This window comes from Niameybacter sp. (genome assembly GCF_036655075.1).
Lineage (GTDB): Bacteria > Bacillota > Clostridia > Lachnospirales > Cellulosilyticaceae > Holtiella.
Window position 1 is genome coordinate 1 of record NZ_JAVVQU010000008.1, and the last position, 13,470, is coordinate 13,470.

The following is a 13,470-nucleotide window of genomic DNA, read 5'->3' on the forward strand; positions in this document are numbered from 1 at the left end:
TGTAAGCCTTGCTCACCTTTGAGACCTTGAGGTCCTTGTAAGCCTTGCTCACCTTGGGGTCCTTGAAGCCCTTGTTCACCTTTATCGCCCTTTGGAATTGTTGCGATTCTTGAGTCTACCTCTTCCTTAGTATAATAGTAACTACCAAGCCTAAATAAGTCTTTTAAAGATAAAGCCATATTGAGCCCTCCTATTGAGAAATTATGATTAGTATATAATATGATATAATCACCCCATGTTGTGATATATAAAATAAATTCTGGCAATAAATGATAACATAGTAGAAAAAAGATACAGGGGTAGTTATTATCTAAGAAATAAAGAGAAGAAAATAGAAGAATTAGGAGGAAAAGCAGAGGGGGGATTGCACACAGGATTAGCCCCCCCTTTTGTTGATTAATAAATATAGCTTTTGCTATCAATATGACAGTAAAATTTACAAGATGCAAAAAATTATATACAATATAAGTATTTACAACAACTGTAAATAGATGATAGTATTTTAATAAACATAAGTGATAATAAATTATAAATTATATATTAATAAACTGGGGAGTAAAACATATGGGGAAAAAGATGGGTGTATATTCTTATAGAGTATACGGCTGGCAGGTCAAATCAGAAATAGAAATACCAGAGCTTATTCAAATACCAGAAATAGTAGATGAAGAAGCAGATGTAATTGTCTGTTTGCAGGTTATGCCAGAGGACATTAGGCAAGCTCTATCTAGAGGGCAAGAAGAGTACTTTTCAAAGGATAGGATATGGATACAAATTGAGAATGTAGGAATTTATGAATTAACTAAAGGGAAAGTAGTTGCTATTACACCAGTGCCTAATGTATCGATAGAGACAATCAAACAATATTTCTTAGGGCTTATTTGTTTAATACTTTGTCTACAAAAAGAAAGTCTTGGACTTCATGGTGCAGCAATTGAAGTAGAAGAGTCAGCAATTTTAATCTTGGGAGAGAGTGGTTCAGGAAAATCTACTTTAACAACGGCTCTTAGGAAACAAGGATATCGTATGTTGTCTGATGATTTTTGTGTGCTCGGACAGAATGAACGAGGCAATTCTATAGTTTATCCAGCCTATCCACAACAAAAGTTATGTCGAGATACTATGTTAGAGATGAACTATAATGTAAATGAATATTCAATTATACAAGAAGAACGAGATAAATTTGCAGTTCCAATTGGAAATGGATTTGCAGATAGGCCATTACCTATTAAAGCTATCTTTATATTATCACCAGAAGCATGTAAAGAGGTAGATATAGAACCTATAAGAGGGAGCTATAAAGTTACAAGTTTACTTCAACATATTAGTGCTTTTAATTTTACTGAACAATTGGGATTGCCTCGCAACTATTTTATCAAATGCATACAAGTTTTAAAACAAGTACCTGTCATTAAGCTTAAAAGACCTCTAGAGGGAATGACTGTAGAAAAACAAATAAAAATGATTAAAAGGATTTTGGAATGCAATATTGATGAAATTCAAGAGGGAGTGTGTTGATGTGAAAGATATAGAACATATTTCATTAAATACCCAGATTATCAGGAAGCCAGATATAGATATTGTGGAGATGGATGGAGATTTTGTAATGATGGACTTAGATACGGGTCTCTATCTTGCATTCAATCAAGTAAGCAGTGATATTTGGAATCATATTCAAGACAGAGTTACTATAAAGGAAGTTATAGAAGCAACGATGGAAGAATATGATGTATCAAAAGAAACTTGTAAAAATAGAGTAGTTGAATTAGTAGTAGGCTTAGAACAATTACATCTTATCCAGTTCATTTAACTAGGTTTAACTAGGTTAATGAAAATAGATTATATTTAAAGGTATAGGGAGGAAGAAAGATGAAAAAAATTTGGTTAGATCCACAAGTAACACTGCTAGGGGTTGAGCAAACACAAGATAACCAACCAAGCATTAAGACAAATGATTGGGTACCACCTGTTAGTGGACATAATGCAGAGTGTGAAGGAACTGCAATCTTTGTAGGACATCAAAAAGTTGGTGATGAAGGGTTCCATTTATGGATTTGTAATGGATGTTCAATGCCAATTAAACGTAATTATGATCATGGACATATGGAATAAGTACAATTAAGAAGGGGGTAATACTCCTTCTTTATTTGTATTTGCTAATTCTTACGTTCGATGTATAGGGCTTAATATATAAAACATCAAAAATAAAGAGTTGAAGGAGAGTAAAATGAAAGAGGCGCAAAAGCAACTCTTGCATCTCATCAATGCAGTGAGAAGGGGAGAAAAAGTAGCATGGGAGGAAGAGGTACCTCTATGGCAAGAAATAATCGAGCAAGCAGATGCACATCATATAAAGGGGTTAATTTATCCAGGAATAGATAACGAAAGTATCCAAAAGGTTGAACCACAACTATTAAAAAATTGGAAAAAAGACGTTTTTATAACAGGGGTTAGCCAAAGTCAGCATATTGCACAAGTAGTAGAGGTTTTAGAAGCATTTCAAAAAATGAACGTTCCCGTGATAGTCTTAAAAGGATTAGTGGTACGTCAATTTTATCCTCGGCCTGAGCTTAGAACAATGAGTGATGCAGATTTTTTAGTACCATTAAGGGATTTAGAGAAAATAGAATCTTATCTTCTAAGTTTAGGATATGTCAAAGAGGAGGCATCTCCGGTACATATTGCCTATGTGCATCCTAAAAGAACAACAATAGAAGTGCACTGGACGATTAGAGATGCACGTATCTTTGAGCAGGTAAATTCATTAGAGGAAGAACTTTGGAATGAAGCAGTTCCTGTGAAAATACGACATATAGAAGTGTTATCTTTAGGTCTAGAAGATCTCATCATTCACCTATGTGCACATATGGCTACACATTTACTAGTAGGAGGGTTTGGCGTTCGGCAGGTATTAGATTTAGCCTTACTGTTAGAACAGAAAGAAGATGAGGTAAATTGGGAAAACTTTAAGAGAAAGGCTCAAGTATGGAAATTAGAAGTTTTTATTGTAGCAGTGATAGGCATTTGTCATGAATTATTTGAGCTTCCTATGCCTGAAGGAGTGAAAAGTTTAGGGGAAAATAATGAAAAAATTATAAATGAATTGATAGAGGAAATTTTTGATGGAGGGGTATATGGACGAAGTGATATGACGTATGTATTTGCCCATGAATTAGCGGCTAATAGAGGTGAGGGGGATGATAAAAGAGGTACTATACATAATTTTTTAGATTTTTTATGTCCAGCTAAGGAGAATCTTTCTGATACATATCATTATGCTAAAAAATATCCTATTCTGTTACCTATAGCGTGGATACATCATTTTTACAGAGGGATGACACATCATGATTATAGCATAAAAGAGAAAATTAAATTTTCCTGTAAGGCCTATATAATCTCAAAGAAACGTAGTCAGTTACTTAAGCAACTTGAACTAAATTAGTCAAGTTGCTTTTTTAGCGTAATAATACCTATCTCAGGTGAATTAAAAATTCTTATGGGAAAGGAACTGTTTCCTAATCCACGGTTAATAATCATAGTTGTATTGTTGATTGCATGCTGTCCAGATGTATAAGATGGGAAAAATCCTTGATTAGGAGCATATAATCCACCTACAAAAGGAAGTTGCATAATGCCTCCATGGGCATGGCCTGTAAGAATTAGGTCTATAGGAAGTTGGCTATATTGAGAAAAATATTCAGGCCTATGAGAAAGAAGAAGATTAAAAGTCTGGGATGTAAGATAAGGCGTGATTTCTTCAAGAGAGGTATTTAAATATTGAGTTTCAAGATTAGTGGGAGTGTTTATAGGAGTGTTAACATCTACAGGGTCTTGAAGCCCAACTAAGGTAATAGATTCACCTTTACTAGAAGTAAGTGTTACATGTGTTTGGTTAAGTGATTGTGCAGGAGACTCACCTAGGCCAGACATAAAATAGGAGAAATACTTACTAGCAGCCATATACACCTCATGGTTTCCGTACACATAGTAAGTTGGAGCAATTTGAGTAAGTTTGTTAAGAAGTTCTAAGTAATCTTCACATAGATTGCCACCAGCGGTGATAAGATCACCAGTAATAACAATAACGTTGGGAGAGAGTTGTTGAATAGGTGTAATTAATTGAGTAAAACCTGAACCAAAACTCCGACCATGTAAGTCAGAAAGGTGAACAATCTTATAATTATGAAAAGAAGAGGGGAGTTTGGAGGAAGTAACAGTATAGGGAGTAATAGTAATCATCTTGTTAAGTTGTATATTCCATAAGACAATAAAAGAACAACTTATAAGAATGACTACTAATGTCCAAGTACAGTAGGTAGAATGAAAGAATTTCATTGTAGATAGCTCCTTTGTTTAGTTTGTGCTTATATACTATAACATAAGAAAAAGGATTACAAGAATGGGTTTTATGATTAATATAAAATCGTGTTTAAATATTTAGTAAAATATATAATAAAATAGATATATGTGAAGAAGAATATATTTGTGTATAATTTATTCATCTATATAAGGGTGTTATTATTAATAGAATAGAGTAAATATAAACTAAGGGGAGTAAGAAGATGATACTTCAAAAAGACTATAAATATAGGGTATATGGATTAGAAATAGGATCAGAAATAGAGATACCAGAGTTCATAGTGGACAAGTCTATTAAAGAAAGCCCTAATCAAGTACGTATTTGTTATGGCGCTATGAGTGAAGAAATCAAGACACAAATCGCCGAAGGAAGAAAGAGTTATATGTCTAGCCAAGATATATGGTTCTATATTGATAACATAGCAACCTATCGTATTACAAATGGTAATCTTATTGAGGTAGAACCTTGTGAAAATTGTGATACACAACTTATGAAGATATTTGTTATGTGTAGTTGTTTAGGATTTATCATGATTCAACGCAATAAAGTTGCTATTCATGGTGGCACTGTAGTTATGGGCAACAAGGCGGTTGTCATCACAGGGAATAGGGGTGCGGGTAAATCTACACTTACGACTGCTTTAAGGAAGAAAGGGTACAAGTTCTTAGCAGATGATGTTGCAGCAACTACCTTAATAGATAGGCCTATGGTCCAATGTGGATTCCCTTATCAGAAGCTTTGTGAAGATGCTATGGATGCATTAGGGTATGATAAAGCAACTTGCACTTCTTTTGAAGGTGATAACAAGGTGAAGTATATTGTGCCAGCCTTGGAGGACTTTCAAGAAGAAGATACACCACTTACTGCTATTTGTGAGATTGTGGCAAGTGATGTAGAAGCGGTAGAGATTGAAGCTATTAAAGGGCAAGAGAAGCTCCAGTATATACTCAAGAACCTATATCGTTCAGAATTTTTGCCTTCATTAGGTGTACCGACTGAATACTTCAAACAGTGTGTTCAAATTGCCAAGAGTGTAGCGTTTTATAAGGTGAAAAGGCCAAGAGAAGGTTTTACGGTAGCTGAGCAAATTAGATGTATAGAAGAAATAGTGTTATAGATTGCATATAAAAGCAGCTCTATAAGTATAAATATGTACTTAAAATTTGAGTTGATACAATTTCTATTTCTATTATATACTATTATAAAATATTTTTTTAAATTAGGTAAATTATACAAAGGTATACTTTACTATTAAATGTAAGAAAAATAGTGTAATTTTTATAGTTTAGCTTTATAGATATATATAATGGATTAGAGTATAAATATTTAGTATCATATAGTAGTAAAAATAAATTTTTGAAGGAGGATTATATGAAAAGGTGGTCTAATCCAAGGATAACGCAGTTAGCACTAAGTAAGACGTATGAAAATACAAAAAATGAACATTATTGCCACGCTATAAATAAGGTGCATCCTAATGGAAGTTGTGATGATAATCGCGATAATGGCTGTAAAGGAACAGATGTGTGTAATTGGAAGGGACAGTCTCATTTGAGTAAATGTTGTTGTAGTCCATCCAGTAGTGATATGATGTCTTAATAAAGGTAATCTAAAAATAATAGCCAATATGCATTTTGAGCATACTGGCTATTATTTTACGCTATTTCAACCTTTAGTAAATGTTCAATTGATTCTATAGGTGTAAGCTTTTGGCTTTCTAATCTGAGAACCCGATCACAAATGGAAAGTGCAGAAGGCCTATGAGTAATGATGAGGCAAGTTGGTTTGTGGCTGAGTGTCTTAATGGCATGGAGCACTTTGACTTCTGTTTCAGGGTCTAGTGCAGATGTTGCTTCGTCTAAGATAAGAATAGGCTTCTGTCTTAAGAAAGCTCTTGCAATCGCAAGACGTTGAGCTTGACCTTCGGAGATGCCTAGGCCTTTTTCTCCTAGAGAAGTTTCCAGACCTGTCTCAAGGGCTGAAATAAAATCCCAAGCACAAGCACCGTTAGCAGCTTGCTCAATTTCTTTATCTGTTGCATTTAGATTACCATAGCAGAGGTTTTCTTTAATACTGCCAGAGAAAAGTGTATTACCTTGAGGGACATAAGAAATAAGTTCACGGTGAAGTGCATTGACTTCTTCATTTTGATGATTAGTATGAAGTGTCACACTACCTTCTTGAGGTTGGGCAAGTGCTAGTAGAAGTCTAATAAGGGTTGTCTTACCACCACCAGAGGGACCTACTAGTCCTATAATCTCCCCAGGTGCTATAGAGCAAGAGACATGATTAAGTATAGGGGATTGAGGTTGATAGCCAAAAGTAACTTGGTTGAAGCAAATGGTAGGCCTAAGTTGAGGTGTATAAGGTAATTGTTTAGGTGCGCGGTCTTCAAGCGTCATAGCTTCTACTTCCATGAGTCTTTCTACAGAGGCAAGGGATTTGATGATGCTTGGAAGGATACTTGCAAAGCCGGAAAGTGGTCCTTGAATATTGTTGAAAAGTTGAAGCATAGCAGTCATGGTACCAAAAGTCATAAGTCCACGTGCTAGTTTTACAGCCCCTACACTAAAGACGATGAAATAAGTAAGATAAGAACTCACAGTCATAAATAATCCAGCTACAAGACCGATAATGCTTGAACGAATATTGAGTTTCATGGTTGTATCCTGAAGCGCTTCTAAGTCTTGCGTATTCTTTTTTTCTTTGCAAAAAGTTTTAATAATCATTATATTTTGAATGGACTCTTGAATGAAGGAGTTGTACTTGATACTGTGGTCTTGAACCTCCATATAAAGTTTCTTAACTTTTTTGCCAAAGACGATGCTGCAGAGCATGAGGACAGGTGCAATGATAATAGACAAGATAGCTACTGTGCGATCTAAGAAAAAGAGAGTGATAAAAGACGCTACAAGGGTGATGGTTAAAGAGAGTAGACTAGAAACTGTACTAGTAATAAGACCGATGACAACCCCTACATCACTATTGATACGTGTGAGTAAGTTGACACTATGGTACTTGCTGTGTTCTAGCCACTCACTGTATGTAATGTGTTCATAAAAATGTTTTTGGATGTTGTTCCTTAAAGTGGTGGAGCATTTGGTGCCTGTGATGGATGTCACAGATGATAAGGTAATCCTAAAGAGAAAGATGAGTGCCATTAGCCCTAACCACTTAAAGACGGCAGGTAAATCAGCTGATGTTGCTGAGTCAATTAGTGATTTAGACAAAATAGCAGAATAGACGCCAATCCCTGAAAAAACTGCTGTAACGGATGTATTGAAAATCAAATAGCCAAGTACTGGCTTAGCGTGTCGACACAACCATTTGATTTGTGTCCAAGTTTTCTTTATAAGTGCAACCATGATTAAATTTCCTCCATTATAATGTAGTTTTAACTTATTATAAGTAGTATAAAGACAAAATAGGGGAACCTCAATGATACTATATATGAATATTGTAGGCACTAAGAAGTATACACTTGTATACTTTAAGGAAAAAAATGGTCATAGTATCATATAAGATGAGAATAGATAGAGAAGTAAGGGGAATAGGATGAAAAAGCAACAGGAACAGTTACTCGAATTGCTCGTGTCTGCAATTCATGGAGAAAAGATAAAAGATACAAGTTACCAAGATTGGAAGGGTATACTAGAAGAAGCCGGGGAGCATCAAGTAAAGGGGATGATTTATCCGGTCGTTGACCGTGAGGAGATAGAAGGACATATAGATGAATGCTTATTTGAAAGTTGGAAAAGAGAGACTTTTAGAACAGGTGCAAGCCAGATTCAACATGTTTTTCAGATAGGGAGGATCTTAAAGCTTTTTAGGGACTCAGATATTAATGTAATTGTATTGAAGGGAATAGTCATTAGAGATTATTATCCTAGACCTGAACTGCGAACCATGTGTGATGCTGATTTATTGGTACATAAAAAGGATATGAAGGCTATTGAATCCATTTTATTACAAGAAGGCTACAAGGCGGAGGAAGCTTCTCCTATACATATTAAATATATCCATCCGAGATGTTTGGCTGTAGAAATACATTGGACAATCCGAGATGAACGTATTTTTGAGAATATGGATAAGATGGAAGAAGCTCTTTGGCAAGATGCTATTCCTATCAAGGTAAGTGGTGTTCAAGCATTGGGATTAAATTTAGAAGATCAAATCATTCATCTTTGTGTCCATATGGCAACTCATTTATCAGTAGGAGGATTTGGTATACGGCAACTTTTAGATTTGGCTTTGTTTGTAGAGGCGAGAGCTGGGGATGTGAATTGGACACTTTTTTGTAAGAAAGTACGAGAGTGGAGGCTAGAATTTTTTACGGTTGCAGTGTTTAAGATGACAGAGCAACTTCTTGGATTAGCTTTTCCACCTTACTTACACAAACTTGGAAAAGTAAAAGAGTCAGTTGTGACGGAGCTAATTGAGGATATGTGGGCAGCTGGAGTGCATGGTAAACGGGATCCATCGCGTATATTGGCCCATGAACTAGCAAAAGATGTAGAAGGTAAAAAGACAAGTGCTGAGTCTAGTGTTTTTCATAACTTCTGGGTTTACTTGTGTCCTTCTATCGATAAATTGTCAGATACTTACGCCTATGCCAAAAAGCATCAATATTTGTTGCCTTTTGCATGGATTCACCATATTTGGAATGGCATATGGAATAAGGAATATAAATTAAGCGACAAACTTAAAATTGCCTTTACCGCTTTGAGGGTATCCAAGAAGCGTAATAAATTACTTAGGAATCTACAATTGTAGAAAGGGGAGGGAAGGCATATGCATAAGCTTAAAATTTATCTAAACCTTGATTGGCGGACCAAGTGGTTAATGATACAAACATTTGTACTTTGTGGGATAGCAAGAGCCCTGATTTTACTCATTCCTTTTAAGAAAATCCGACCTTACCTGGGTACACATAATGCAGATTCCCGTCAAGAAGAAGATGTAGAAGTTTACCGTCAAGCAAAGCGCATTGCACATACTGTATCCATTGTCAGCCACTATACACCTTGGGAAAGTAAGTGTTTAGTGCAAGCCATGGTAGCACAATACCTTCTCAAAAGACGAAAAATACCAACCACCTTGTATCTTGGAGTGGCAAAGGGCGGTGAAGGGGAGCTGAAGGCACATGCTTGGCTGAGATGTGGACAGCTCATTGTAACAGGAGATGGAGCAAGAAGGGGTTATAAGGAAGTTGCAAGATTTGCAAATTTTGCAGCTTAAAATAGGGATTAAAGGAGGAATGATAATGAAAAAGTGGGAACATCCACAACTTTACGTTCTAGAAGTAACACAGACTCAAAGTGATTTAATGACACCTATATTTAATGCGACGCCTACTATTAGTAGTGATCCTACGTTTGATATAGATCCTGGATTTAGTGTGGATCCTGTGTTTGATGAGACACCAAGTGTCACGACAGGACCAGCCATTGGACTTGGACCTAGTACAGATGGGGCTGAAAGCACTGGTGGTGGCGGATTTTTTGATATTTCTTGGCTCAGCTAAAGCTAAGAAGCAATAAAAATTTAAAATAAGAATGAGTAAAATACATAAGGGGGCTATTATAATGAAAGAAACAAAAGAAATGACATGGGAAACAGTGATTAAACAAGAAGGTAGCATGGATACCTCAGATATTGATGGGGAAAAAGTAATGATGGACCTAGATAAAGGCAGTTACTTCATGCTTAATGATGTAGCGACACATATTTGGGATTTAGTTGAAAGTCCTATGAAACTTGCAGACGTTGTCGCACACCTCTTAGGAGAATACGAAATTGATGAAGAGACTTGCAAAGAACAAGTGATGGCGTTTGTAAGTGAACTTCACAAACGTGAGCTTGTTGCAATTGCATAAGTAGATAGTACTAAAAAAGATGCCCTCATAGTGAAGGCATCTTTTTTAGTAGTTAAAACATATATAAATTTCACACAACGCGAGTATACTAATCCAATTAGGTGGTGAAATAGGATGAATACACAAAAGCTAACATATGCAGGGATGTTGTCTGCATTAATTGTAGCTATGACTGTAATGGTGATGATGACAGGATTTGGCTATACCTTATTTGTTGATTTAGGTTTGCCGATTATGATTGGGCTTGTTTATTTAAAGTGTGGATTGAAGTATACCAGTTTGTGTGGTGCGATTTCCGTATTGATGGTTTTCTTTGGAATGGGAAATTTGCCTACTGCGATTTGGATGATTCAAGGGATTTTGATTGGACTTATTTGCAGCGTTGCCCTCAGCAAAGGGGTAACCTTAATGGATGATTTGCTTTGGTGCTCTGTAGGGGGTGCTTTTATTGTGGTGTTTATTGATGTATACTGCGAAAGTATTTTGGGTATGAGCTTGATTAAAGAGATGTGGCAGATGGTGGAGCCTTTTCCAGTGCCGGAGGTGGTCAAGGAAGTGGCAGTGTCTATATCTCTTGCGAGTTTGCCTGTAGGGACAAGCATTGTGGCGTATATGGGAACCCTTTTGATGGGGCATAAGTTGCATTTACTAAGTGGAACGACCAAGGAAAAGTATAAAGTTATCAAAAATTTGAGAGAATATATGGGTTACCTTTGTTGTTCAAGAAGTACAACCTACAGGTGGATTCTATATTTAGTAGCCATACAAGGCCTAAAGCTTCTGGATTTGCCACTGTATATCCAGACCGTATTAGGAACAGTGCAGTGGATTGCTCTCTACTTTATGCTGCGAGATGCCCATAGTTTGGTGAGCCAATATATTTATACCAAAACCAAATCTACTGGGTTGACAAAGGGGATAGGTCTGGGAATCTTCTTTTTGCTACTTGGTAGGTTTAAGCTCACAACAATAGTCCTGACAACGGCTGGATGCGCTGTAGATCTAGTGTACCAAGTGAGAGATAGAAAAATTCAGGCATTAAGACAACAAGTGGGATGACTAAAGCCTGTGAGTAAAAAATAGAAGCTACAGTAGAGGAATTTCAAGAGTGTGTATATAAATGGATTAAAGAAGAGTCTACAGACCATTATGCCTAAAAGGCTAAAAGTACCTTGGGGAAAGAAATTCATAAAAAAGTATGTAGTATAAAAAAAGATCAGAGTATGGAGGTTGAATTTATGACACATACTAAAGGAAAAGTATGCTGAGGAGGCCACAATCATGCCAACAGACCAAGCTAAAACCTATAAAGGAATATTGAAAGAGAGATTTGTGAAGTTACTTGAAGTACATTTAGACCAAGTGAAACATTAAAATAGACGAAGCTTGAGCGAGTTGGTTGTATACAACTCACTTTTGTTTGTAATATTTTGAGAGGAAACAAATAACTAATAATTATTATTAAATATAGTTTGCTAAACTGATTTAATATGATAGACTATAGTATAAATAAATGCAAAACATGGAGGTTGTAAAGATGGATCAAACAGCTTTATTTACATTAACCTATGGAGTCTTTATACTAGGAGCAGCAAATAACGGAGCAAAAAATGCGTGTATTATTAATACATGTGTGCAGCAAACAGCAGAACCAGCTCGTGTCAGTGTAACTGTACTAAAATCAAACTTAACACATTATATGGTAGATGCTTCTAAAAAGTTTAGTGTATCAGTTCTTGGAAAGCATGCTTCTCTTGAGACTGTAGCACACTTTGGTTTGCAAAGTGGAAGAAATGTGGATAAATTAGAAAATTTTGAGCATCACATAGATACATTAGGGACACCTGTTATCGAAAAAGATAGTCTTGCAACTTTTTCATGTAAAGTAGCAGAACAAGTGGACTTAGGGACGCATACCCTTTTCATTGGTGAAGTTGTGGAGGCCACCAAGTTAGTAGAAGGTGAGCCTATGACCTATGCTTATTACAGAGACTTAAAAGCGGGGAAAGTGCAACCTATAGGTATGGAAGAGCGTAAGCCTTCTGAATCAGCACAAGTACAATATGAATGTGCTGTATGTCATTATCTTTATGATGGAGAAGTGCCCTTTGAAGAATTACCAGATACCTATGTCTGCCCAATCTGTGGCAAACCTAAAAGTGTCTTTTTTAAAGCATAGGTCAGTCTAGTTCAAGTGATTACAAATCTCTTTGTTCCTTTTAATAGGTAAACAAAGAGATTTTTTAATGTATTTAGGTTATAATACAGCCTAAGAAGAAAATAAAATGAGATGGAGTGATGGAGAAGTCTATGATGATAGGTATACTAATGGGATGTGGAATTTTGATAGGCATAGGTCTATGTATAGGCCATTTTGCGATTAAAAATATATTTTATGCACCGAGAAAGACAGAGGAAGAAGCTTTTTTAGAAATAGAAAAACGATATGCGTATAAGCCTATACAGTATCAGAAGTTATGTAAGAAAAATTTAAGGCTTATAAACAGTGAAGGGCATGTACTAAATGGTGAGTATATTATTTTTCACCCAGGTGCTAAAAAAATTGTCATCTTAATACACGGGTATACGGGGAATCATTTGATGAGCTTGCCTATAGCGCAAATTTATGCTGAGCAGGGATTTAATGTGCTGGCAATTGATGCAAGGGGGCATGGACAAAGTGAAGGTTTGTATCCAACTTATGGACTGTGTGAACAAGAAGATGTTAGACTATGGGTTCAAAAGCTAAGAGCGCTAGAAGGTGTCAATGTAACAGTTGGTCTACATGGGCAATCTATGGGGGCTGCAACAGCACTTATGTATGCAGGAAAATACAATGATATAGCTTTTGTGGTAGCAGATTGTCCGTATGCTACGGCAAGGGATGTACTGCAATATCAGTTTAAAACTTTCGGTCACTTACCACCCGTGTTAACGTACCATTGCATAAACTACTGGATAAGCAAACAGTTTAAGATTCGAATAGAAGATGCAAGTCCTCTTGAGGCTATTTGTCACTACAATGGACCTATTGCTTTTATACATGGGAAAAATGATAAAACTATTCCCAGTTCAATGAGTGAAACCCTATTTAAGAGTAGAAAAAATCCACAGGATAGGCTTTTGCTAGTTGAGGGCGCTGACCATGTCACAGCTTATGCACATGCATCGGATGCCTATAAAAAGGTTGTGCAAGAAATTCTAGAAGAGAGTAACAGTTTTTAAAGGCTGAGA

15 protein-coding genes are annotated in these 13,470 nt (G+C 36.1%); 13 read left to right on the forward strand and 2 right to left on the reverse strand.

All coding sequences use genetic code 11. The features are described from left to right. The first annotated feature begins 564 nt into the window (after positions 1–564). The 4 genes from RRY75_RS03680 (at position 565) to RRY75_RS03695 (ending at position 3,442) form a co-directional block, all read left to right on the forward strand. Positions 565–1,518 carry a hypothetical protein gene (locus RRY75_RS03680; RefSeq protein ID WP_332715701.1) on the forward strand — a complete coding sequence of 318 codons (954 nt, stop codon included), beginning with the start codon at positions 565–567 and terminating at the stop codon, positions 1,516–1,518. 1 nt (position 1,519) lies between these two features. After that, complete coding sequence (locus tag RRY75_RS03685) at positions 1,520–1,810, forward strand: PqqD family protein (RefSeq protein ID WP_332715703.1); 291 nt, start codon at positions 1,520–1,522, stop codon at positions 1,808–1,810. Positions 1,811–1,869: 59 nt separating this feature from the next. After that, on the forward strand, positions 1,870–2,112 hold the full coding sequence (locus tag RRY75_RS03690; protein WP_332715705.1) for a hypothetical protein: 243 nt from the start codon (positions 1,870–1,872) through the stop codon (positions 2,110–2,112). A 115-nt stretch (positions 2,113–2,227) separates the two neighbouring features. After that, a complete protein-coding gene (locus RRY75_RS03695; RefSeq protein ID WP_332715708.1) occupies positions 2,228–3,442 on the forward strand; it encodes a nucleotidyltransferase domain-containing protein in 1,215 nt (404 codons plus the stop codon). Here the strand turns inward: RRY75_RS03695 and RRY75_RS03700 are convergent. Next, positions 3,439–4,335: a metallophosphoesterase gene (locus RRY75_RS03700; protein WP_332715711.1), complete on the reverse strand. Its 897-nt coding sequence runs from the start codon at positions 4,333–4,335 to the stop codon at positions 3,439–3,441. The two genes, RRY75_RS03695 and RRY75_RS03700, sit on opposite strands and share 4 nt — an antisense overlap. A 227-nt stretch (positions 4,336–4,562) precedes the next feature. Between RRY75_RS03700 and RRY75_RS03705 the strand changes: the two genes are divergently transcribed. Both RRY75_RS03705 and RRY75_RS03710 read left to right on the forward strand, forming a co-directional pair. After that, positions 4,563–5,477: a hypothetical protein gene (locus RRY75_RS03705; protein WP_332715714.1), complete on the forward strand. Its 915-nt coding sequence runs from the start codon at positions 4,563–4,565 to the stop codon at positions 5,475–5,477. 254 nt (positions 5,478–5,731) lie between these two features. Further along, entirely contained in the window at positions 5,732–5,959 is a 228-nt protein-coding gene (locus RRY75_RS03710; protein ID WP_332715716.1) for a hypothetical protein, read from the forward strand. A 56-nt stretch (positions 5,960–6,015) separates the two neighbouring features. Here RRY75_RS03710 and RRY75_RS03715 read toward each other — a convergent pair whose 3' ends face one another. Beyond that, positions 6,016–7,725: an ABC transporter ATP-binding protein gene (locus tag RRY75_RS03715; RefSeq protein WP_332528773.1), complete on the reverse strand. Its 1,710-nt coding sequence runs from the start codon at positions 7,723–7,725 to the stop codon at positions 6,016–6,018. Between the two features lie 190 nt (positions 7,726–7,915). Between RRY75_RS03715 and RRY75_RS03720 the strand changes: the two genes are divergently transcribed. The 7 genes from RRY75_RS03720 to RRY75_RS03750 all read left to right on the forward strand — a co-directional run bounded on the left by RRY75_RS03720 (position 7,916) and on the right by RRY75_RS03750 (position 13,461). After that, positions 7,916–9,133: a nucleotidyltransferase domain-containing protein gene (locus tag RRY75_RS03720; protein WP_332715719.1), complete on the forward strand. Its 1,218-nt coding sequence runs from the start codon at positions 7,916–7,918 to the stop codon at positions 9,131–9,133. Between the two features lie 18 nt (positions 9,134–9,151). Then, entirely contained in the window at positions 9,152–9,598 is a 447-nt protein-coding gene (locus RRY75_RS03725; RefSeq protein WP_332527624.1) for a lasso peptide biosynthesis B2 protein, read from the forward strand. Between the two features lie 25 nt (positions 9,599–9,623). Continuing rightward, positions 9,624–9,884: a hypothetical protein gene (locus RRY75_RS03730; RefSeq protein ID WP_332527623.1), complete on the forward strand. Its 261-nt coding sequence runs from the start codon at positions 9,624–9,626 to the stop codon at positions 9,882–9,884. A gap of 61 nt (positions 9,885–9,945) precedes the next feature. Beyond that, positions 9,946–10,236 (forward strand): lasso peptide biosynthesis PqqD family chaperone, encoded by a 291-nt coding sequence (locus RRY75_RS03735; RefSeq protein WP_332527622.1) that lies wholly within the window; start codon positions 9,946–9,948, stop codon positions 10,234–10,236. Positions 10,237–10,350: 114 nt separating this feature from the next. Continuing rightward, on the forward strand, positions 10,351–11,295 hold the full coding sequence (locus RRY75_RS03740; protein ID WP_332494031.1) for a hypothetical protein: 945 nt from the start codon (positions 10,351–10,353) through the stop codon (positions 11,293–11,295). A 478-nt stretch (positions 11,296–11,773) separates the two neighbouring features. After that, positions 11,774–12,415 carry a flavin reductase gene (locus RRY75_RS03745; RefSeq protein ID WP_332527621.1) on the forward strand — a complete coding sequence of 214 codons (642 nt, stop codon included), beginning with the start codon at positions 11,774–11,776 and terminating at the stop codon, positions 12,413–12,415. Positions 12,416–12,534: 119 nt separating this feature from the next. Then, a complete protein-coding gene (locus RRY75_RS03750; RefSeq protein WP_332494027.1) occupies positions 12,535–13,461 on the forward strand; it encodes an alpha/beta hydrolase in 927 nt (308 codons plus the stop codon). The last annotated feature ends 9 nt before the right edge of the window (positions 13,462–13,470 follow it).